Origin of the sequence: Candidatus Mycolicibacterium alkanivorans (assembly GCF_022760805.1) — a bacterium.
In the GTDB taxonomy this organism is placed as follows: domain Bacteria; phylum Actinomycetota; class Actinomycetes; order Mycobacteriales; family Mycobacteriaceae; genus Mycobacterium; species Mycobacterium alkanivorans.
Window position 1 is genome coordinate 334,307 of record NZ_JAIVFL010000001.1, and the last position, 21,959, is coordinate 356,265.

General features: G+C 68.4%; 16 protein-coding genes and 1 tRNA gene. 6 read left to right on the forward strand and 11 right to left on the reverse strand.

Annotated elements, in window-relative coordinates; translation table 11 throughout:
- Nucleotides 1-13: 13 nt before the first annotated feature.
- The 3 genes from K9U37_RS01765 to K9U37_RS01775 form a co-directional block, all read right to left on the reverse strand.
- Complete coding sequence (locus K9U37_RS01765) at nt 14-1,840, reverse strand: dynamin family protein (protein WP_243070259.1); 1,827 nt, start codon at nt 1,838-1,840, stop codon at nt 14-16.
- A gap of 82 nt (nt 1,841-1,922) precedes the next feature.
- Nucleotides 1,923-2,864, reverse strand: coding sequence for an IniB N-terminal domain-containing protein (locus K9U37_RS01770; RefSeq protein ID WP_243070260.1), 942 nt, complete (start codon nt 2,862-2,864; stop codon nt 1,923-1,925).
- A gap of 222 nt (nt 2,865-3,086) precedes the next feature.
- The gene (locus tag K9U37_RS01775) at nt 3,087-3,623 is read right to left on the reverse strand and encodes an Rv0340 family IniB-related protein (protein ID WP_243070261.1); all 537 of its coding nucleotides are present in this window, start codon (nt 3,621-3,623) and stop codon (nt 3,087-3,089) included.
- A 232-nt stretch (nt 3,624-3,855) separates the two neighbouring features.
- Here K9U37_RS01775 and K9U37_RS01780 point away from each other — a divergent pair, with 232 nt between their 5' ends.
- From K9U37_RS01780 to K9U37_RS01790, 3 genes are all read left to right on the forward strand, one after another.
- Entirely contained in the window at nt 3,856-5,808 is a 1,953-nt protein-coding gene (locus K9U37_RS01780) for an Hsp70 family protein (protein WP_243070262.1), read from the forward strand.
- A gap of 6 nt (nt 5,809-5,814) precedes the next feature.
- On the forward strand, nt 5,815-8,334 hold the full coding sequence (gene iniR / locus K9U37_RS01785) for an isoniazid response ATPase/transcriptional regulator IniR (protein WP_243070263.1): 2,520 nt from the start codon (nt 5,815-5,817) through the stop codon (nt 8,332-8,334).
- A gap of 120 nt (nt 8,335-8,454) precedes the next feature.
- On the forward strand, nt 8,455-11,100 hold the full coding sequence (locus K9U37_RS01790) for a (Fe-S)-binding protein (protein ID WP_243070264.1): 2,646 nt from the start codon (nt 8,455-8,457) through the stop codon (nt 11,098-11,100).
- On the opposite strand, the gene K9U37_RS01795 is transcribed toward K9U37_RS01790, so the two are convergent.
- On the reverse strand, nt 11,101-11,400 hold the full coding sequence (locus tag K9U37_RS01795; RefSeq protein WP_243070265.1) for a hypothetical protein: 300 nt from the start codon (nt 11,398-11,400) through the stop codon (nt 11,101-11,103). It abuts the gene before it with no gap.
- Between the two features lie 177 nt (nt 11,401-11,577).
- Between K9U37_RS01795 and K9U37_RS01800 the strand changes: the two genes are divergently transcribed.
- Nucleotides 11,578-12,870 carry a pyridoxal phosphate-dependent aminotransferase gene (locus K9U37_RS01800; protein WP_243070266.1) on the forward strand — a complete coding sequence of 431 codons (1,293 nt, stop codon included), beginning with the start codon at nt 11,578-11,580 and terminating at the stop codon, nt 12,868-12,870.
- Nucleotides 12,871-12,901: 31 nt separating this feature from the next.
- The gene (locus K9U37_RS01805) at nt 12,902-14,197 is read left to right on the forward strand and encodes a YibE/F family protein (RefSeq protein ID WP_372489361.1); all 1,296 of its coding nucleotides are present in this window, start codon (nt 12,902-12,904) and stop codon (nt 14,195-14,197) included.
- Here the strand turns inward: K9U37_RS01805 and rfbA are convergent.
- From rfbA to dcd, 7 genes are all read right to left on the reverse strand, one after another.
- Nucleotides 14,148-15,014, reverse strand: a complete 867-nt coding sequence (rfbA, locus tag K9U37_RS01810; RefSeq protein WP_243070268.1) for a glucose-1-phosphate thymidylyltransferase RfbA — start codon at nt 15,012-15,014, stop codon at nt 14,148-14,150. The genes K9U37_RS01805 and rfbA overlap by 50 nt on opposite strands.
- A 3-nt stretch (nt 15,015-15,017) precedes the next feature.
- Nucleotides 15,018-15,392, reverse strand: coding sequence for a nuclear transport factor 2 family protein (locus K9U37_RS01815; RefSeq protein ID WP_243070269.1), 375 nt, complete (start codon nt 15,390-15,392; stop codon nt 15,018-15,020).
- A gap of 19 nt (nt 15,393-15,411) precedes the next feature.
- Nucleotides 15,412-16,176, reverse strand: a complete 765-nt coding sequence (locus K9U37_RS01820) for a maleylpyruvate isomerase N-terminal domain-containing protein (RefSeq protein ID WP_243070270.1) — start codon at nt 16,174-16,176, stop codon at nt 15,412-15,414.
- Nucleotides 16,177-16,339: 163 nt separating this feature from the next.
- Entirely contained in the window at nt 16,340-17,599 is a 1,260-nt protein-coding gene (locus K9U37_RS01825) for an ISL3 family transposase (protein ID WP_243070271.1), read from the reverse strand.
- A 167-nt stretch (nt 17,600-17,766) separates the two neighbouring features.
- A complete protein-coding gene (locus K9U37_RS01830) occupies nt 17,767-19,095 on the reverse strand; it encodes a UDP-glucose dehydrogenase family protein (protein WP_243070272.1) in 1,329 nt (442 codons plus the stop codon).
- 83 nt (nt 19,096-19,178) lie between these two features.
- The gene (locus tag K9U37_RS01835; protein ID WP_243070273.1) at nt 19,179-20,927 is read right to left on the reverse strand and encodes a DUF7159 family protein; all 1,749 of its coding nucleotides are present in this window, start codon (nt 20,925-20,927) and stop codon (nt 19,179-19,181) included.
- Nucleotides 20,928-21,083: 156 nt separating this feature from the next.
- Nucleotides 21,084-21,665: a dCTP deaminase gene (gene dcd / locus K9U37_RS01840; RefSeq protein ID WP_243070274.1), complete on the reverse strand. Its 582-nt coding sequence runs from the start codon at nt 21,663-21,665 to the stop codon at nt 21,084-21,086.
- 179 nt (nt 21,666-21,844) lie between these two features.
- Between dcd and K9U37_RS01845 the strand changes: the two genes are divergently transcribed.
- Nucleotides 21,845-21,918 (forward strand) — tRNA-Gly (locus K9U37_RS01845).
- The last annotated feature ends 41 nt before the right edge of the window (nt 21,919-21,959 follow it).

Sequence of the window (21,959 nt, forward strand, 5' to 3'; positions counted from 1 at the left end):
CGGCTCGTCGCGATTATCTTGCCGGAAGCAGCTTTTCGGCGTTGTCGCTGACCTGACCCAGGATGTTGAGCTGACGCTCGAGCTCGTGGACGCGGTTGTTGCGCTCGGTTTCCTCCATCCGCGCGGCGGCGATGGTCGACTGCAGCGACTCGTTGAGCGAGCGGGTGGTCTGGTTGGCGATCTCGCGGTAGTGGTCACGCAGCTGGCGCTGGACGTTCTTGAGCCGGTCGCGGGACTCCTTGGTCACCACGAACAGGACGTCGTCGACGAAGCGGCGCAGGTTGGTCTTGGCCTCGTTGCGCACCCGCATCATCCGGTTCTCCATGTCCTCCTGGTAGGCCTTGCGGCCCAACAGCAGACCGGCACCCAGCGACAGGGGGTTGAACATGCCCAGGCCGGCCACCGAGGTCAGCATGCCGAACATCAGCACGCCGCCGTAGGAGCCACGCATGCTGGTGATCACCTTGTGTCCCTTGCCGATCGGCTTGGACTCAAGGCGCGCCAGCGACTTCAGCCGGCCCACACCCGCGCCCATCTCGCGGGCACTGACCTCGGGCATCTTGACCGCGTCGAGCCCGGCTTCGACGAAGGTGCGGGCGACCTCGGCGGCCAGCGCCTCGGCCCGCTGGTAGGCCCACACGAAGTTGTCGCCGACGGCGTTGGCGACGTCGTTCTCCACCTCGCCGCCGATCTCGGCCCAGTGCTGGGTCGGGTCGCAGGAGTCGATGACCTGCTCGGCGTGCTGGGTGATGGCGCGGAATCGGGCCCGCAGGTCATGGTCGACGTCGGCGGTCAGGTCGGCGATGCCGTCGTTGAGGACCTGCTGCCATAGCGCGGTCTGCTGCAGGGCGTCCTGAGCCTCCTGCTTGCGGCGCTCGAGGTCCTCGGTGAGCCGGCGGGCTTCGTCGGGATCGCTGAGGGCGGCCAGTTCGGAGTCCACCGCCAGCCTCAGATGTTCTGCCGCCGAATGAATTTCGGCTACGACGTGGTCGCGGACCCGATCGTTCTCCCGGGAGAGCACCTTGTCGGAGAGGAACTTCACGATCGCCGGGAAGTTGGACTCCTCGTTGAGTTCCTTGTCGCCGAGCGTGATGGCGTGGCTGCGCAGCAGCGAGGAAGCCGGGATCAGCGGCAGGTCCAGGCCCGCGCGCTGCAGGTGCGCGGTGTTGGCGGCCACGATCTGCCGCCAGAACGGGTACAGATCGGTTTTGGTGACCACGATCGCGCCGACGGGGCAGATTTCATGAGCCTGCCGGATGAACCTCATCTCCGGCTCGGTGAACTCCTGACTGGTGTCGCTGACCATCAACATCGCGTCGGCGTCGGGCAGCAGCCCGAGGGTCGCGGACAGGTGCGGCTGGCCGTGCCCGCCGACGCCGGGGGTGTCGATGAAGGTGAGGCCGCCCTTGAGCAGCGGGCTGGGGGCGCCGACCTCCACCCTGAGCACCTCGCGACCCGCGGCCTGCGGGGCGCGTCGGAGATCGTGGCGAATGTCGTCCACCGGAATGTCGACGATCTGCGGCTCCAAGCCCTCGCCGGCCGAGACGACCAGCCGCGCGCACGGTTGCTCGGCGTAGGTGACGACGGTGACCATTGCCGTGGTCTCGTCGTCTCCGACGCGGGCCACCGGCACGTTGAGCAGCGAGTTGAGCAGCTGGCTCTTGCCCTGCTTGAGCTGGCCGGCGATCACCACCCGTATCTGCGGGTCGGAGATCCGGTCCTTGGCCACCGCCAGGCGGGCCACCAGGTCAGCGCGGTCGTTGATGGCGGCGATCGCGCTGGTGTGCTCGATCAGCTCGACGATCACCCTGACCCGGCGCGGGTCGTCCGGTTGCGTCACATGTCCTCCCAGTGCTCGCGTCTAACACCGTATGCATACGAAACGGCGGGGACCGTCACCCGGTCCCCGCCGCCTCGTGCGCTCAGAACCCCAGGACGTGGTTGCCTGACGCCAGCAAGAGGTCGTGGCTGTTGTCGAGGTGGCTGTTCACCAGCGAGGCGTCATGGCTGTTGTCGTACAGCGACGTGTTCTGGTGTGCGGGCACCGAGTTGTCGGAGTGGTCCGACAGCGAGGTGGCGGTGTGGCCGTCGGTGTAGGTAGACGTCTCGCTGCTGACCACGGTGATATCCCCGCCGCCGGCGTTGCCGCCGGAGGTATGGCCGCCGCCGATGCCGATCAGGCTGCTGCCGCCGGCCGCTCCGCCACCATTGCCACCGCTGGCGTCGACGTCGTGGACCACCGGGCCGTTGTTGTCCTTGATGACGCTGCTGCCGCCGGTTGCGGTGGTGCCGTTGTCGTCGACCTGGCCGTGACCGATGGCGACGTTGGACCCGGTGCCCGCCCACACGTGGCCGTTGTTGACCTCGTTGCCGTTGCCGAGCACCGCACCGTCGCCGCTGACGATGTCACCGCCGCTGTCGCCGCCGACCACCACGCCGCCGTTGGTGGCGGTGTTGGTGGCCTTGTCGCCCAGGGTGATGTCACCGAAGCCGAGGTTGAATGCGCCCTGCTGGGCGTTGGCGCCGGCGCCCTGGCTGGGGCTCAGCAGTGAGGTGTCGTTGTGACTGGCCAGGTCGGTCTGCGGAGCGAACGTCGGCGAGGGCGCGTAGACCGGATCGAACGACGGGGCGTAGGCCGGCGCGAACCCGTACTGGTTGGACACCGCGCGCTGCAGGCCGACGATCGGGTCACCCCCGCCGAGCACCAGGCCGGGGACCGCGGTGGCGGCCACCGACGACAGCTGGGCGGCGGACACACCGGCCAGCCCGGCGTCGCGCAGGGACTGCTCCGGGGCTGCGACGAAGGCACGGGCCGCGGCCTCGTTACGGAACAGGTCGAGGATCCAGTCGATGATGGTGAGCATTGTCGGGACCTTTCGGGTAGTGCTCGCCGGGCCGTCCGGCGATCTGGAACTCACGGTATGGGCGCTCGACGAGCCCGGAAACGGGGTGCACACCCGTTGCCGACGCAGCGATGCTAGGGGTTAATGACGCACGGCCGTTAGGGGATTAGGGGGACCCTAGGACAGCCCGCGGAAACGCCGACACCCCCGCGTCGGGGGACGCGGGGGTGTCGGCGTGAGAGGTCAGAAAGGGTCGAAACCGGGGTGATGTGGGGGCGGATGGGAGTCGTCGGCGTGCTGGAGGTCCCAGCCGGCGTGCTCGGCCCAGTTGGGCAGCGACTCGGCCCCGGGCAGGTGATCGAGGCCGGAGTCGACGACCTGCGACGTCGAGTCGAGAGCCGTCAACCCGTCGACCGTCGGATCGACGCCGGCATCGGCGATCACCGAGTGCACCGACTCGGCCGGCTGCGCGATGGCGTCGGTGATCACCGGATGCCCATCAGGTGCCGGGGCGGCCAGGTGCGCGTCGAACGCATCGAAAGCCGCCGTCGCTGCGCCACTCGCCCACACGTTGCCGTCCCCGACATGCGCGTCCCCGATCGTCGGCGCGGCCATCGACAACGAATCGGACACCATCGGGATCAGGTTGTTGACATCGACACTGGTCACGTCGGTCAGATGCGCGTCGGCGATCGCGCCGGCCGGATCGGCGGCGTACCGCGCCGCGGCATCGGGATCCCGCACCAGCGACATCACGAAGTCGAGCAACGAGTTTGCCATGTCACGCCTTCTCTGCTCGCGCCGATAGTCACAGCACAGTGCCAGCTGATGCCAAGAATGCTATCGGCCGAAAACCTCGCCGTGATCGGTGCCGAACCCACCGCTGGGCATCCACCGTTAGGGGGTGTGATCTTAGGGGATCGTCTGCCATTAGGGGGTTTCTGCCCGGGATCGGGGCGGTCAGCCACTATGGTGAGAACCGCCGCCGAGCACCGCTGAAGGGATGTGCGAATTGAGCGACGCGCTGGGGTTGTCGATCGGGACGATCAATCTGGTTGCAGCCCGCCCGGGCGCCCAGCCCGTCAGCCGCCGATCGGTGCTGACCCTATGGGGTAGCCGGCCCTCCGAGGTCGGGGTTCCCTCGCAGAACCCGGAGTTGACCAGTCCCAACCTGACTGAGGCCGGGCTGGTGCTGCGTGGCTTCGTCGAACGGGTGGGTGACCCGGTCCCCCTGGTCGCCGCCGACGGCTCACCGCATCGCGGCGAAGATCTCGCCGCCGAGGCACTGGAGTCCGTGGCCCGCGCCGTCGACACCGGCGAACCTCCATCCACTGTCGTCATCGCGGTGCCCGCGTACTGGGGTGCTGGTGCCGTCGGAGCGCTGCGCGGTGCGCTGCGGGCCAAGCCCACCCTGGCACCCGGTGGGGTGCCACCCATGCTGATCTCGGATGCGACGGCGGCGCTGGCCGCCCTGCAGGTCGACCCCGGCCTGCCCACCCAGGGTGTGGTGGCACTGTGCGACGTCGGCGGCAGCGGCACCAACATCACGCTGGCCGATGCCGGCGCGAACCTGCAGCCGATCGGCGAGACCGTGCGCTTCGCGGAGTTCTCCGGTGAGCAGATCGACCAGGCGCTGCTGACCCACGTGCTGGCGGGAGCCCGCGAGGCGTCCAACGCCGACCCGGCCAGCACCGCCGCGGTCGGGGCACTCACCCGGCTGCGCGAGGAGTGCCGCCTGGCCAAGGAGCGGCTGTCGTCGGAGACAGCCACCGCGGTGCCGGCGGAGCTGCCCGGTGTCAGCTCCGACATCCGGGTCACCCGAACCGAGCTGGAGGGCCTGATCGCCGAGCCGCTGGCCGGTTTCCTCGACGCTCTTGGGGATGCGTTGGAACGCAACAGGATTCCCGCAGCCAACCTCGCCGCAGTGGCCACGGTTGGCGGGGGGGCAGCGATTCCCGTTATCACACAAAGGCTTTCAGAAGAGTTGCGGGTTCCGGTGATCACCACGCCACGCCCTGAGCTCAACGCGTCGATCGGCGCGGCGTTGATCGCGGCACGCGGGTCGGCACCGGATGCGCCCACCGGCATGGCCGTCGCCGCCGCCGATGCACCCACGGGCCTGGCGCCGGCGGCGTGGGCGGCCGGGGCTGCGGGAGTAGCCGCGACCGAGTCGGCTTCCGACGGCTCGCCCTCGGCGACATTTCGCGCGCTGGCATGGTCGCAGGATGACGCGCCCGGTGAAGAGCCGGTGCCCTATTCCGGCGAGGACTACACCTTCGACTACGCGCAGCAGGCCGGCGGAGTCACCGGTGCTCGCCCGATGGTCGAGTTCGAGTCCGACGACCACGAGACCGCACTCGTCGACACCCCGATGCCGTGGTATCGACGGCCTCCGTTGCTGTTCGGTATCGCCGCAGTGGTGGCCGCCCTGGCCGTCGGCGGCCTGGCGATCACGCTAACCAGCAGCGACAGCAGCCCGACTACGACCACCACCCGGGTGACCAAGCCCGGTGAGCAGCCCGCCGACGCGCAGACCACGAATGTTGTTCCGCCGCAGACGGTTACCCTCACCGGATCGGATGGAAGCCCGACGGTGTCCACGGTTCCGCCGGCCACTACGACCGAACCGACGAGCGCGCCGTCGACCACGACCACGCCCTCCACTACAACCACCACGACAACAACGACGACGACAACCACCACCACCACCACGACGACAGCGACCACCCCGCCCACCACCACAACCACACAGCCAACGACGACCACCGCCACCACCACCACCACCAACCCGCCGGTGACGACCACTACGGTCGCCCCGCCCACCACGACGGTCGCCCCGCCCACCACGACGGCAGCCCCGGTCACGACCACGGCTGCCTTGCCGACCACACAGTCGGTGCCGACGACGCACGCGGTGGTCAGCACGCAGACGCTGATCCCGGCAATCACCGTGCCGGGAAACTAATCGGCCGTGGCGGATTCGGCATTGTCGCCAAGCCTGCCGCCGACCGTGAAGGCGGCGGTGGACGCACTGGCGGCCGCGCCGTCCACACCGGTGAAGCTCCTGATGACCGGTGGCCTCGGAACGGGGAAGAGCACCGCACTCGGCGCGGTCCGCGACGCGCTGCGCGACGCGGGCGTGCCCGTCGCGTCCCGCGTTCCGCAGTCGGCGAAGTCAGCGGCGGCCGTCGTCATCGACGACGCTCACCTGCTGACCGCCGAAGAGCTCAGCAGTCTGACCGAGCTAGCCGGCGACCCGTCCTCGACGGTTGTCGTCGCCGCACAGCCACGCGACCACGACGAGAGTCTCCGCGCACTGATGACTGCGATCGAACGTGAGCGTCCCCGGATCACGCTCGAAGCCCTTGCCGGCGGCGACATTTCGCGCATGCTTGCCGACCCGTCCGGCCACCCGCCGCGCACCGAGCTGGTGACCAACATCCTCCTGGCCACGGCGGGCATACCGTTTCTCGTCTCGGCCGCACTGGGTTCGGCTCGTCCGCTGTCGGCGACGTCGGTCGCACAGTCGGCGTTCTTCGCCCTCATCGAACGCCTGCGCCGGCTCGACGAACACGATCTCGACTCGCTGCTGATCGCCTCGCTGAGCTCGGATCTGGGGGCCGCAGACATCGCAGCGGCCCTCGACGTGTCCGCCGAACGGGCACAGATGCTGATGGACCGGGCGCGCGCGACCGGGCTTTTCGAGCCGTCCCACAGCCCGCTCTTCCTGCGCTCGGTGCACCGCGCGGTCGCGCAGATCGCCGGCAACGCCCGCCATCACGACATCGAAGCCGCCCTGCTGCGCTCACAGGTCGCGATGTCCACCCTCTCGCCCACGCTGGCGCTGGGCCTTGCCGAACACGGGGTACGCGACACCCAACTGGCCGAGACCCTGCGCCGCCACGCCGGGTCCGTCCGCACCGAACCGGCCACGGCCGCCCGCCTCTATCGGGCCGCCGTCGACGCCGGGGCCGCCGACTTGCGGCCGCAGCTCGCCGACGCCCTGGCCCTTTCCGGTGAGAGTCAGGCCGCGGCGATCGAGGCCGACGCCTTGCTGAGCTCCGCGGACCGCGCCGAACAGGCCGTCGCAGTGCGCGTCGCGGCCAGCGTGGCGGCACACAACGGCAATTACGCGCAGGCCGCCGAGCTGTTCACCTGGCTCGGGCCCTATCCCGACGCAGTGGTCAGTGCCGCCGCCGCGATCGTGCTGACCGGGGTCGGTGACGTGGCCGGGGCCTGCAACGCTCTGGCGGTTGAGAACGCCGGCCCGCCGACGGCCGCTGCCCGGGCGGCGCGCACGCTGGCCGACGGCTTGCTCTTAACTATCAGCGGACCGTATGCCGCCGCGGCGGCCAAGCTCGGCCAAGCGATGGTCGCCGAGTCCCCGACGGCTCAGGTGCTGCCCGACAGCCCGGCGGCGCTGGTCACCCTGGCGGCGTTGCACGGCGGTGACCCGGTGCGGGCCCGCAGTGTGATCAGCAGGGCGGTGCGCGCTGGTGACGAACTGCATGGGCATCGGCGCCGGCTTCTGCTGGCGTGGACGAAGATGCAGGACGGCCAACTGGCCGGGGCGGGCAGCGATCTGGCCGCCACCGACGACTCGGCGCTACAACGCCGCGACGCGCTGTGGGCGGCTGCACTGCGCACGGCCATCGCACGCCGCGGCGGCGACACCGGCGCCGTGCACAAGTATTGGAATGCCGCGATGGAGGTGCTCGCCGAGTACTCGGTGGACCTCTTCTCGTTGCTGCCGCTGGGTGAGCTGTGGATGGCCGCCGCCCGGATCCGCAAGCAGGACCGGCTGGCTCCGGTGCTCGAGCAGGCCTTCGGGGTGCTCGCCGCGCTCGGTAACCCGCCGGCATGGTCGGTTCCGCTGCACTGGGCCGGCGTCCACGCCGGCATCCTGGCCAACGACCCGGCGGCCGTAGCGCCGCACGGTCAGGCACTGACCGCCGCGGCCGCGCACGAACCGTTCGCCAGGGCGCTGGCCGGGGCGGGACGCGCCTGGCTGCGGGTGCTGGCCGGCCAGGTCGAGCCCGACGAGGTCAACGCCGCCGCACGCAGCTTGGCTCAGTTCGGCCTGACCTCGGATGCCACCCGGCTGGCCGGACAGGCGGCGCTGCAGGCCTCGGACCCCAAGGTGTCCGGGCTGATGCTGCAGGTGGCGCGCGATCTCAAGCTGTCCGTCGACAGCTCCGACGACGGCGCGACGGACCTCGCGACCGAATCGGTCGCGGCGTCGACCGGCAGCCCCCGGCCCGCATCCTCGCCGCTGTCGGACCGCGAGCGCGAGGTGGCCGAACTGCTGCTGCTGGGGATGCCCTACCGAGACATCGGCGCCCAATTGTTCATCTCCGCCAAGACCGTTGAGCATCACGTCGCACGCATCCGTCGCCGTCTCGGCGCCGAATCACGGTCGGAGATGCTGTCGATGCTGCGGGCGATCCTGGCCCCCGAAGTGCCGGCTGCATCCCCCTCCGAGCGAGGTTAGGGCAACCTATGTCGCGGGGATGGTGGGCGAGATGCCAGTATGAACAGGCAACACGCATAGGTTACCGACCAGTAACAAGAGTTAAGTTACCCTTGAGTAACTTGTGACCTGGAGGCACCCGTGGAGACACAGACGCTGATCAGACTCGTGGTGGGGCTGTCGATGACGGCCATCGTGGCGGCCTTCGCGCTGCGCCGAGTCCTGTGGCTGTTCACGCTTATCCGCTCGGGCCAGCCCGCCAGCGGCCGCACCGACAACCTCGGTGAGCGGATCAAGACGCAGATCGTCGAGGTGTTCGGCCAGACTCGGCTGCTGCGCTGGTCGCTGCCCGGCCTCGCGCACTTCTTCACCATGTGGGGCTTCTTTATCCTCATCACGGTCTACATCGAGGCCTACGGCACGCTGTTCCAGCCGAACTTCCACATCCCGCTGGTCGGCCGCTGGAACGCGCTGGGATTCCTGCAGGACTTCATCGCGCTGGCGGTGCTGGCCGGCATCATCACCTTCGCGATCATCCGACTCCGCTCGGAGCCCAAGGAATACGGTCGCTCGTCGCGGTTCTACGGCTCGCACACCGGCGGTGCCTGGCTCATCCTGTTCATGATCTTCCTGGTCATCTTCAGCTACGCGATCTTCCGCGGCGCCGCGGTCAACACCGGCAACTTCCCGTACGGCCAAGGCGCATTCTTCTCACACGCCATGGGCAAGCTGCTCGCCCCGCTGGGGCTGCACGCCAATGAATGGATCGAGACCATCGCGCTGCTGTCGCACATCGCGGTCGCGCTGATCTTCCTGCTGATCGTGCTGCACTCCAAGCACCTTCACATCTTCCTGGCCCCGGTCAACGTCACATTCAAGCGGTTGCCCGACGCGCTTGGCCCGCTGCTGCCCGTCGAGCACAAGGGTGAGAAGATCGACTTCGAGGACCCCGCCGAGGACGCGGTTCTCGGTCGCGGCAAGATCGAGGACTTCACCTGGAAGGCCATGCTCGACATGGCCACCTGTACCGAGTGCGGACGCTGCCAGTCGCAGTGCCCGGCCTGGAACACCGGAAAGCCGTTGTCGCCCAAGCTCGTGATCATGGACCTGCGCGACCACCTGTTCGCCAAGGCGCCTTACATCCTCGGAAAGCCTGCCGAGCCGCTCGAGGGCCTGGACCTCCAGACCGCGCACGACGAGGGCCACCACGTCCCAGAGTCCGGCTTCGGCAGGGTGCCCGGCAGCGGCCCCGCGCAGGCCGCCCGCCCGCTGGTCGGCACCGCCGAGCAGGGCGGCGTGATCGACCCCGACGTGCTCTGGTCGTGCACCACCTGCGGCGCCTGCGTGGAGCAGTGCCCGGTGGACATCGAGCACATCGACCACATCGTCGACATGCGCCGCTACCAGGTGATGATGGAGTCGGAGTTCCCCGGTGAGCTCGGCGTGCTCTACAAGAACCTGGAGAGCAAGGGCAATCCCTGGGGGCAGAACGCCAAGGAGCGGCTCACCTGGATCGACGAGCTCGACTTCGACATTCCGGTCTACGGCAAGGACGTCGCCTCCTTCGCCGGCTTCGAGTACCTGTTCTGGGTCGGCTGCGCCGGCGCCTACGAGGACCGCGCCAAGAAGACCACCAAGGCCGTCGCCGAACTGCTGGCCGCCGCGGGCGTGAAGTTCCTGGTGCTCGGCGACGGCGAGACCTGCAACGGCGACTCGGCCCGCCGCTCCGGCAACGAGTTCCTCTTCCAGCAGCTCGCCGCGCAGAACGTCGAGACCCTCAACGACCTGTTCGAGGGCGTCGAGCGCGTCGACCGCAAGATCGTCGTGACCTGCCCGCACTGCTTCAACACGCTGGGCCGCGAGTACCCGCAGGTCGGCGGCAGCTACACGGTGCTGCACCACACCCAGCTGCTCAACCGGCTGGTCCGCGACAAGAAACTGGTCCCTGTCAAGGCTGTCGACGGCGGGGCCAACATCACCTATCACGACCCCTGCTACCTGGGCAGGCACAACAAGGTCTACGACGCGCCGCGTGAGCTGATCGGCGCCTCCGGTGTGACGTTGACCGAGATGCCGCGCCACGCCGACCGCGGTCTGTGCTGCGGCGCGGGCGGTGCGCGGATGTGGATGGAAGAGCACATCGGCAAGCGCGTCAACCATGAGCGCGTCGACGAGGCGCTGGCCCTGGATCCCGCCAAGATCGCGACCGGCTGCCCGTTCTGCCGCGTGATGATCACCGACGGAGTCGGAGACCGGGAGAAGGCCGACGAGGTCGAGGTGCTCGACGTTGCCCAACTGCTGCTGGGATCGCTGGACCTGAGCTCGGTCAAGCTGCCGGAGAAGGGCACTGCCGCCAATGCGGCCGTCGCGGAGGCACCCGTCGAGGCTCCGCCGGCACCCAAGGCCGAGCCGACGCCAGCACCGGCCGAACCGGCCGCGACCGCCGCCCCCGCAGCACCGGCCAAGGAAGCTGCGCCGGTCAAGGGCCTGGGTATCGCCGGTGGCGCCAAGCGTCCGGGCGCCAAGAAAGCCGCGCCTCCGGCCGCCGAAGCGCCCGCGGCTCAACCCGCCAAAGGTCTGGGTATCGCTGCCGGCGCTCGCCGACCCGGCGCCAAGAAGGCTCCGACGGCGGCCCCTGCCGCGCCGGCACCTGCCGAGGGGGCTCCGGCTGCCGAACCGGCGGCGGCCGCCGAGCCCGCCGCGGAACCAGCAGCCACCGAGGCTGCGCCGGAGGTCAAGGGCCTGGGTATCGCCCGAGGCGCCCGCCCGCCGGGAAAGAAGCGCTAGCTAGCCGATCTTCTGCAGCCGGAACGGGGCCCGGGTCACCTGGCCGCCCGGGCAGTCGCCGTTGGAATCGGCGGTGACGGTGCCCGCCAGCGTCGCCGCGTCGACGGAGTACGCAATGGACACCGGCGCGTAGCTGCCGTCGTCGCAGACCACGCCGTCAGGCTTGGTGACGGTGAAGTTCCAGCGGCCGTTGGTCAGGGTGGCGACGCTGGTCCAGCCGCGGTTGCTCGCCAGGTTGGCGGTGCAGCCGTCGGTGGCAGTGGCGCAGTTCGACGTCGCGTTGACGTAGGCCAGATGCACCGGTGATTGTTCGTTTCATTTCTGCGCCTCCTGCTTGATGCGCAAATTAGCAGCCTTTTCGCGGGGAATTCGGGAGGTCGCAGCTCAACGCCCGGTCGTGTCCGGGATGTCGCCCAACCGATTGCTGACGGTGACATAGGCGCAGCAAAATCGTCACCGCAGCGGCGGGAAATCAGTTTGCACCGGGATGGGACAATTCTTCACGTGAGCACTCACCAGCTGCCGTGGCACGGCACGAGCCAGCATCCGCGGCAGCGCACATTCGCGCAGTCGACCAAGCTGCAGGACGTCCTCTACGAGATTCGCGGTCCGGTGCACGAATACGCCGCGCGGCTGGAGGCCGAGGGCCACCGCATCCTGAAGCTCAACATCGGCAACCCCGCCCTATTCGGTTTCGAGGCGCCCGATGTGATCATGCGCGACATGATCCAGGCGCTGCCCACCGCCCAGGGCTACTCCGATTCCAAGGGCATCTTGAGCGCCCGTCGCGCCGTGGTCACCCGCTACGAGCTGGTCGACGGATTCCCTCGGTTCGACGTCGATTCGGTGTTCCTGGGCAATGGCGTCTCCGAGCTCATCACGATGACCCTGCAGGCCCTGCTGGACAACGGCGACCAGGTGCTCATCCCGGCACCGGACTACCCGCTGTGGACCGCTTCGACCTCACTGGCCGGCGGCACCCCAGTGCATTACCTGTGTGACGAGACCAACGGCTGGCAGCCCGATATCGCCGACCTGGAGTCCAAGATCACCGACCGCACCAAGGCGCTGGTCGTGATCAACCCGAACAACCCGACCGGCGCGGTCTACAGCTACGAGGTACTGCAGCAGATGGCCGATCTGGCCCGCAGGCATCAGCTGCTGCTGTTGGCCGACGAGATCTACGACAAGATCCTCTACGACGACGCCAAGCACATCCCACTGGGGACCGTCGCACCCGACCAGCTCTGCCTGACGTTCAACGGGCTGTCGAAGGCCTACCGCGTTGCCGGCTACCGCTCGGGATGGCTGGTGATCACCGGGCCGACCGAACATGCGACAAGCTTCATCGAGGGCATCAGCCTGCTTGCCAACATGCGACTGTGCCCGAATGTGCCCGCGCAGCATGCGATTCAGGTCGCCCTCGGCGGACATCAGAGCATCGAGGACCTGGTGCTCCCCGGCGGCCGGCTGCTCGAGCAGCGTGACGCGGCCTGGACCAAGCTCAACGAGATTCCCGGCGTGTCCTGCGTCAAACCGGAGGGTGCGCTCTACGCGTTCCCGCGGCTGGATCCCGAGGTACACGACATCGTCGACGACGAGAAGCTCGTCCTCGATCTGCTGCTACAGGAGAAGATTCTGGTCGCCCAGGGCACCGGCTTCAACTGGCCGGCCCCCGACCACCTGCGGATCGTGACCCTGCCCTGGTCGCGGGACCTGTCCAAAGCCATCGAGCGGCTGGGCAACTTCCTGGCAAGCTACCGCCAGTAAACCGTCGGAGGCGCGCCTCTACCCTGTGCGGGTGACGCACTCGCACTCTCGCTCACGCACCGGACCCGCGCCGCTGAGCCCGCTTGCGGCCCGCATTGTGATCGCGGCGTTGGCCGCGATCGCTCTCGCGATGGTCATCGGCGCGGTGGTGCTGTGGCCGAGCGGCAACAAGGTCGACATTCCGCTGCCGTTCCAGAACGGTTCCGGCGGCGCGGTCACCACCGAAGGCGGCCATGTGGTGTCCACCAGCCTTGCCGACTGCGGCAGCCCCTCGGCGGGTCAGGTGCTCACCGCCTCCCCTGCACCGAGCATGCCCGGCAGTGGACGCTGCGTGCAGAACATCGTCTCCATCGACACCGGCCCCAACCGGGGTGCCACCACGCTGCTGGAGTTCTCCCTCGGGCCCGGACAGCCAAACCTGTTGGCCGGCGACAATATTCGCATATTCCGGCAGGTCGACCAGCAGGGCGCGACCAGTTACGGGTTCTACGACTACGAGCGCACCTGGCCGCTGATCCTGCTGGCGGCCGCGTTCGCCGTCGTTGTCGTCGCCGTCGCCCGCTGGCGCGGGCTGCGGGCCCTGATCGGAATCGTGGTCGCCTTCGTGGTGCTGGTGGTCTTCATGCTGCCCGCGCTGCGGGACGGCTCGCCGGCCCTGCCGGTCACCCTGGTCGCCTCAGCGGCGATCCTGTTCACGGTGCTCTACCTGGCGCACGGAGTGAGCCTGCGCACCAGCGCCGCGCTGCTGGGCACGCTGACCGCGATGCTGCTGTCAGCCGGGTTGTCCTGGGGTGCAATAGAACTGGCACATCTGACCGGATTATCCGAAGACCAGAACAATGTGGTGGCCGCATCCATGGGCCACGTCTCGATCAAGGGTCTGCTGCTGGCCGGGTTCATCATCGGGTCCCTCGGCGTGCTCAACGACGTGACCATCACGCAGGCCTCCGCGGTCTTCGAACTCGCCCACCTCGGTCATCGACCGGGTGAATTCCCGGATCGCTCCGCTCCTGCCCTCCGGAGGCACCAGATCTTCCTGCGCGCCATGCGAATCGGCAGCGACCACATCGCCAGCACGGTCTACACCCTGGTGCTGGCCTATGCCGGCAGCTCACTGTCGCTGCTGCTGTTGTTCTCGGTGGCCAACCGCTCGTTGGCCGACGTGCTGACCAGTGAGAGTGTGGCCATCGAGATCGCGCGTTCGGCGGTGGGCGGCATTGCGCTTGCCCTGGCGGTGCCGTTGACCACCGGGATCGCGGCAGTTCTGGCCGCGCCGACTAGTGGCGCTCCAGAAGCTCCAGCAGGTAAGCGCCATAGCCTGACTTGAGCAGCGCCCGGGCCCGCTCGGCGAGCTGGTCGTCGTCGATGAAGCCCACCCGCCAAGCCACCTCTTCGGGGCAGGAGACCTTCAGTCCCTGGCGGGCTTCGATGGTCCGCACGAAATCGCTTGCATCCAAGAGCGAATCGAATGTTCCGGTGTCCAGCCAGGCGGTGCCGCGGGGCAGCACCTCGACCGAGAGCCGGCCTTCGTTGAGGTAGGTCCGGTTGACGTCGGTGATCTCCAGCTCACCGCGCGGCGACGGACGAAGCCCGCGGGCGATCTCGATGACATCGTTGTCGTAGAAGTACAGTCCCGGCACCGCGTACCGCGATTTCGGGGTGGCCGGCTTCTCCTCCAGTGACAGCGCGGTGCCGTCCGAGGCGAACTCGACCACACCGTAGGCCGACGGGTTGGCCACCCAGTAGGCGAAGATGGCCCCGCCCTGGATGTTTCGGAACCGGCTGAGGCTGGTGCCGACGCCGGGTCCGTAGAAGATGTTGTCTCCCAGGATCAGAGCCACCGGCTCGGTGCCGATGTGATCGGCGCCCAGCAGGAACGCCTGGGCCAGGCCGTCAGGCCGGTCCTGGACGGTGTAGGTGATGTTCACGCCGAACGCCGAACCGTCACCGAGCAGCCGGTGGAAGGCCGGAGCGTCGTGGGCCGTGGTGATGATCAGGATGTCGCGGATTCCGGCCATCAGCAGCGTCGACAGCGGGTAGTAGATCATCGGCTTGTCGTAGACCGGCAGCAGCTGCTTGCTGACGCCATTGGTGATCGGGTGCAGGCGGGTGCCCGATCCCCCCGCCAGAATGATCCCCCGCATGACTCAGACCTGAAGGTCTTCGTCGGTCAGTTCGGTGGCGGCCAGCGCGGTGGCCAGATCACCGTGGCGGAACACCGAGGTGACGTGGTCGTGAACCACCCGGAAGGCCGACGCAGCGGTGCTGGTGTCGGCCGGGTCGGTCTTCGACGTCAGTGTCTCTTCGACGACGACGACGCCGTCGCGGTAGTAGATCTGGCCCACCTCGATGTCGGCAGTGTTGCGCTCGGCCCACTCGCGCAGCGCGGCGTGGCCCTGCGCGGCCCCGTGGACGTCCCCGATCTCGATGTCGTCGCTGGACAACGACACCAGGGTGTCGAGGTCCGCGGAGTTCAGCGCGTCATGCCAGGCGAGAACGGTGGCGATCTCCGAAGTGCTCATGACCGCTCAAGATACCGGCTCAGAAGGGTGTGCGGGCCAACCAGGTCGCCCACACCCGCGGATCGCCGAACATTTCGATGTCCAACTCGGCGGGCGTCCCGCGCCGCACGATGGCCAGCAGCAGGTCACGGGCCGGCCCGCGCAGCGCGGTGGTGGCTTTGCCGTGTTCGTGGTCGACGGCGATCCCGTCGGGCCGGCCCAGGATGGTCCACTCGCCGGCTTCGCCCAGCCCGGGGTCGGTGGCGTGCAGGTGCAGCGACTGCCCGTCGCCCAGCGGGCGGTCCCCACCGGCCGGGCCCTCCGCGTCGGCGCGGACGAACACCCGCTCGAGGTATTCGCTGATGCCGTCGGCCGCCAGCGCCGGGTCGAGATAGAAGCCGGCGCCCAGGGCCAGCGCGGCGTCGGCGCGGTGCACGGCGGTCTCATGCAGGCGTCGGCGGATCCACCATTTCGCCGGACGCGGACCCAGGATCGTCCAGACCTCGGTGTCCGGGCCGGTGCGCTCGACGGCGTCGAGGAGCTGCTGCACGCCCTCGTGCAGCCAGGTGAGCTTGTTGTCCCGGCCCTCCGGTGGTTTGCCGCCGGCCACCGTGCGCGGGTCGATGGCGTCCATCGACTGCTCGGCCACGATCTGGGCGCACCACCGGTCACCTCGTCCCACGTGGCGCATCAGCTGGCCGAGTGTCCAACCGGGGCATGTCGGCACGGGGGCCGACAGGTCGGCATCGCGGAAGAGTTCGGCGAAGGCCGCGTTCTCGGCAATCAGTGCTTGCGCGTTGTCCATGACCGCAACCTACTTGACCTCCTCCCGGCCCTGATGGGCCGGGATTCCGATTGGGCCTCTCACGGGGCCCAACCTTGGTTCTCACTTTCGTGACCGCACCTTTCGGCGCGGCCCCCGGTCACGGGGTGGGCGCAGGACGTGCCTGGGCCAAGATTATTTGGCTCTACTGACATGAATGTGGATGACCTCCTGTGTGGTATGGGAGCTTCAGGGTGACGGGTCCGCAGGCTAGGAGGATGAGCGCGAGGGCGGCCTTGGCACTGTGGAAGCCGTAGGCGCGTCGGATGAGAAGCCGCACCTTGGTGTTGAGCCCTTCATGGCGTCCGTTGGAGAGTCCGCGCTCGAGGGCGGCGTCGATGCCGGCGCGGTGTTTACGGATGGTGCGTCCGGCCTTAATGAACTCGGGGATGCGGCTGCGTTGGGCTCGTGCGCACCAGCGATTGAGCAGTTCGGCGACGGTGGCCGTGTCGAGGTCGCCGGCGAATACCTCGCGAAGTGCTTCCTTGAGTTGGTAGGCGCGCCAAAGTATTCCACCGTTGCGTTTCATCTCCCGTAGGGTTTGGGCTTGGGTGTCGGTGAGGTCGGCAGGATTCTTCAGCAGCGCCCAGCGAGCGCCCTTGAACGTCTTGGCGATGCGCTGATCGGGCAGTGTGCGGGCGGCCTGCCAGACCTGGCGGCGCACCGCCTCAAGCGCATCGGTGACGACTTTGACAACGTGGAAGGGATCAAAGCAGATGACCGCCGCTGGTGCCCGCTCGCGCACGGCTTTGGCGTAGGCCGGTCCCATGTCCATCGACACCGCCTCCAGGGATGCGCCGCCGTCGGGCAGCTCGTCGAAGAATGCGCCCAAGGTGTCGGTGTCCTTACCGGGTTTGCCCCACACGATGGTGCCGCTGTCGTGGTCGGAGACCAGCGTCAAATACCGGTGGTGTTTGCGCCAGGAGATCTCATCGACGCCGATGTCGACCAGCCCGCACAGCCGGTCGGGGTCTAACACGTCGGCGACGACCCGCTCACAGATCGCGCCCACGGTGCGCCAGGCGACACGGGCAAAGCTGCTGACGGTGGTCTTGTCGGCCTTGGTGACCAGCCACGCCACCAGGTCCTCGAAGTCGCGGGTGTGCCGGGAATCGGGGCGCGCAAACGGCACGCCCTCGGCCAGCACACCGTGGTCCGGGCAGCGCAGCCGTCTGCGCCGCAACAGGATCCGACATATCCGCCCACCCATGTCCAGATGCCGCCACGATGAGTCCACCTCACGGGTGTCATAGCGGTGCCCGGTGCTAAACGAACACTGCGGGCAGCACAGCCGCCGACGGCGCAAGCTAACCGTCACCCGCAGCTCGCCGTCGCACACAGCGGTCTTGCCGGCCCGCACCCCAGACAGTCCGAGGAGGGAATTGAGTAGGGTTGATGCGCGCACGGACGGCTCCAGGATCGATTGGGGTCAGAGCCTTCGAACCTAGATCACCGTCCGTGCGTCCCCACTCACCATCCCCGGCCCATACCACACGCTCCCCGATCCACATGAACGTCAGGAGAGCCGATTATTTCCGCAGCATCATGGTCCGCATGGCCGCCGTGGCAATCCTATCGGGGTGCCGGGCGCCCCAGCGCATAGACCTTCCATCCGGCATCGATCCAGCGGTCCGCGTCCAGGCAATTGCGGCCATCGACAACCACTTTGGAACGCACGGTGGTGGCCAGAGTCTCGGGCTGCAGTTCGAGGAACTCCCGCCACTCGGTGAGCACCAGCACGGCGTCGGCTCGGTCGCACGCCTCCAGTGCCGACGTCGAGTAATTCAGCGTCGGGAAGAGCCGCTGCGAATTCTCCATCGCCTTGGGGTCGTAGACGTTGACCGTGGCCCCGTTGAGCTGCAGCATGCCTGCGACATTGAGCGCCGGGGAATCCCGCACGTCGTCGGACTCGGGCTTGAACGCCGCCCCGAGGACGGCGATGTTGGCGCCCAGCAGCGAACCGCCGCAGGCGGTGGTGGCCAGTTCCACCATCCGGGTGCGGCGGCGCATGTTGATGCTGTCGACCTCGCGCAGGAACGTCAACGCGTGGTTGGCGCCGAGTTCACCGGCGCGGGCCATGAAGGCCCGGATGTCCTTGGGCAGGCAGCCGCCGCCGAAACCCAAGCCTGCGTTGAGGAATCGCCGTCCGATCCGCGGGTCGTGGCCCAGTGCGTCGGCTAGGACGCGGACGTCCGCACCGGCGGCCTCGCAGACCTCCGAGATGGCATTGATGAAGGAGATCTTGGTGGCCAGAAAGGCATTCGCCGACACCTTCACCAGCTCCGCGGTCTGCAGGTCGGTGAGCAGGAACGGCACCCCCTCGTCGAGCAGCGGTGCGTACAACTCGCGCAGCGCCCTCTCACCACGAGTCGAATCAGCCTGTACCCCGACGACGATTCGATCCGGGTGCAGGGTGTCGTGCACCGCGAAACCTTCGCGCAGGAACTCCGGATTCCACGCGACCTCGACGTCCACGCCGGCACGGGCCAATTGCCTGGCCCGGCCGGCGAGTTCGGCTGCGGTGCCCACCGGCACCGTCGATTTTCCGACGATCACCGACGGCCTGGTCAACCGGGGCACCAGATCGTCGATCACCGCGCGCACGTGGCGCAGATCAGCGCCGTATTCGCCCTTCTTCTGCGGTGTGCCGACTCCGAGGAAGTGGATGTCAGCGAACTCAGCAGCCAGGCCGTAGTCGGTAGTGAACTGCAATCGTCCGGCAGAGAGATTGTCCTGCAACATCTTTGCCAGTTCAGGCTCGTAGAACGGGATGTCGCCGGCGGACAGTTTCGCGATCTTCCCCGGATCGATGTCGATGCCAACCACCTCGTGACCCAACTCGGCCATGCCCGCGGCGTGCGTCGCGCCGAGATAGCCGGTGCCGAAGACTGTGCATCGCATACTGCCTCTATAGGCAGCGGCGATGAGCTAACCGCGTCGCGACACCAAGCGCGAGGCTAACGTCGGGTGAACTCGGGTCGCGGTCAGTGACCGAAGGGCGGCCACGGCCACAACGGCGAGTTGCCGCCGCCCGATCCGCGCGAGCCACCGGAGCTGCCGGAACCCGAATCCGAGCCACCGCTCGAGCCTGATCCCGAGCCACCACCCGAGCCGTAGCCGCCGGATCCGGCCGCCGGAGCGGGGTACCTCGGCGCCTCAACCTCGGGGGGAGCCGAGTACGTCGGCGGGGCCGAGTAGGTGGGCAGCGGCGTGTAAGTCGGCAGCGGCGTGTAGGTGGGCAGCGGCGTGTAAGTCGGCAGCGGCGTGTAGGTCGGCGGGGTGGGGACCGGAGTCGGTGTGTACTTCGGCGGCGGTGTGTACGTCGGCGGCGGCGTGTACTTCGGCGGCGGCGGGTACTTCGGCGGCGGCGAGTAGGCCGGGTACTGCGGTACCAGAGGCCGCAGGAACGGCGGCAGCAGCGGCGGCAACACGATGACGGGCGGCGCGATGATGGGCGCTGGAATCACCGGGGCCACTGGCGCGGGAGCCGGTGGCGGGGCTACCGGAGCGGGTGCGGCAGGAGCAGGCTCAGGCGCCGCGGGGGCCGGGGCTTCGCGCGCCGGACTCACGAACACGGTCCGCGGCGCCTGCTGCACCACTGGCACCGGTTCCTGGATGGTTTCCGGGGCCGACGACGGTGCCGGCGCGGGTACCTCGGCCTGCGGGGTGGCTGGGGCCGGAGCCTGGCTGCTGGGCACGATCACGCTCTCGCCCGGGCTGGGCCGCTGGTCGACGGTCGGCCGGATGCTGACCGCCAGCGAGATCACAAAGGCCACCACACCGATGACGAACACAGAGGTCAGCGCGCTGCCGACGAGCAGGAAGGGCTTGCGCCCGGGCTCGTCCTCGGCGATGACGTCGTCCGCGTCGGCGGACACGGCCTCGTAACCGGCGTCCTCGTCAGGCACCTCGCTGTAGCCCAGCGGCGCCATGTAGCCGGCGGCCGCCATCTGGGTGGCGCCGGCCGACATCTCGGTGCCGGCGCAGGCGGCGTACGCCGCTCCGGCGGTGGTGCCGTCCCGATCCTGCGCGTAGGCCAGGCCGACAGTCGTGGCTTCGTAGCGGGGTGCCTTCGCCGAGGCCAGCGCGGCACCGCGCGCCAGGGCAAGATCGGCTTCCTCGGGGGCATGGACCGGCAGGGTGGTCTCCTGCGCGATCTGGGCCTTGACCGCGGCGACGTCCACCCCCGCGCCGACCACGAACAGGCCCTGCGGCGGCGGGTCGAGCGCTTCGAGGCCGGCGACCATGCGGGTCAGCTCGGCGACGGCGTCGGGGGCGTGTAGGGTCTGGCTCTCGACCTTCACGATCGCGCCGCCGTCGGTCTCCACCACCGACAGCGTCGCGGTGTCACGCTCGAGGAACATCAGCGCGGTGCGCTCGTAGCCGACGGCCTGTCCGACCGCCTGGGCCAGCGCGCCCGCGGCATGCAGTTCGGGCACTAGGACGACGTCGTGGATCTTGCGCGCCGCGAGCGCCTCGCGCAGTTCGGCCGCGCTCACGTAGTCGGTCCACGCGACACCGGTGGACACCAGACGGTGGCCACCTTCCTGCGCGCTCTCGCGGGTGCCGAGGATGGCGGCGACAACCTGCTCGGCCGCAGTTGTTGCCGCGCCTTCTGCGGCGGCCAGGTCGAAGGTGTCGTAGTCGACGGTGATGCCGTCGGCTTTCTCGCCTTCGACCAGCGCCATGCGGACCGTCGTGGGTGTCATCGACACACCAAGTACGATGTCCACTACCCCTCCAAGGTTGTTTGCTGGCTGGCCCCGACCTGCTTCCGCGATTCACCCGGCGAGAGCCGCTCGGCCTATATTTCCATCGCCGCAGGTAGTGGCGGTGTTACAGCCGGTCGGCGTAGCTGGCGCCTTGCTGCTGACCCTAGAGTTCCGAGGTTACTCGCCGCGCGAGGAGTGGATGAAGTTCTGATAAGAACGCGACGGCGTGGGGCCGCGCTGACCCTGGTATTTCGAGCCCACGCTGGCGCTGCCGTAGGGGTGCTCGGCCGGGCTGGTGAGCCGCAGCAGGCATAGTTGGCCGATCTTCATCCCGGGCCACAGCGTGATGGGCAGGTTGGCCACGTTGGACAGCTCCAGGGTGATGTGCCCGGAGAAACCGGGGTCGATGAAGCCGGCGGTGGAGTGCGTCAGCAGCCCGAGGCGCCCCAGCGAGGACTTGCCCTCGAGGCGGCCGGCGAGGTCATCGGGAAGCGTGCAGCATTCCAGGGTGGAGCCCAGGACGAACTCGCCGGGATGCAGCACGAACGGTTCACCGTCGACGGCCTGGACCAGGCTGGTCAGCTCGTCCTGCTGCTTGGCTGGGTCGATGTGGGTGTAGCGGGTGTTGTTGAAGACCCGGAACAGGTTGTCCAGCCGGACGTCCACGCTCGAGGGCTGCACCAGGGTGTCGTCGAACGGGTCGATGCCGAGTCGGCCGTCGGCGATTGCGGCGCGGATGTCACGATCGGAGAGCAGCACGCGACGAGCGTATAGCCGTCGCGGGAAAGATACGGAGACGGCGTCGACCTGGTGTCAACGTATGCCGCCGACGAGAAGGGGTTGGACTGCTCGCGGTTCGGCGATCTTGACACCCGGTTGAAGTCCCGCCAGGGCGTGACCCGTGGGCCGACGAGTTGCTATCCTTTCTCAGCACAGTTGCCGATGTAGTTCAATGGCAGAACATCAGCTTCCCAAGCTGAATACGCGGGTTCGATTCCCGTCATCGGCTCCAGGCAAGAACCAGGTCAGCGGCGCTTATGCTGGGCCATTCAG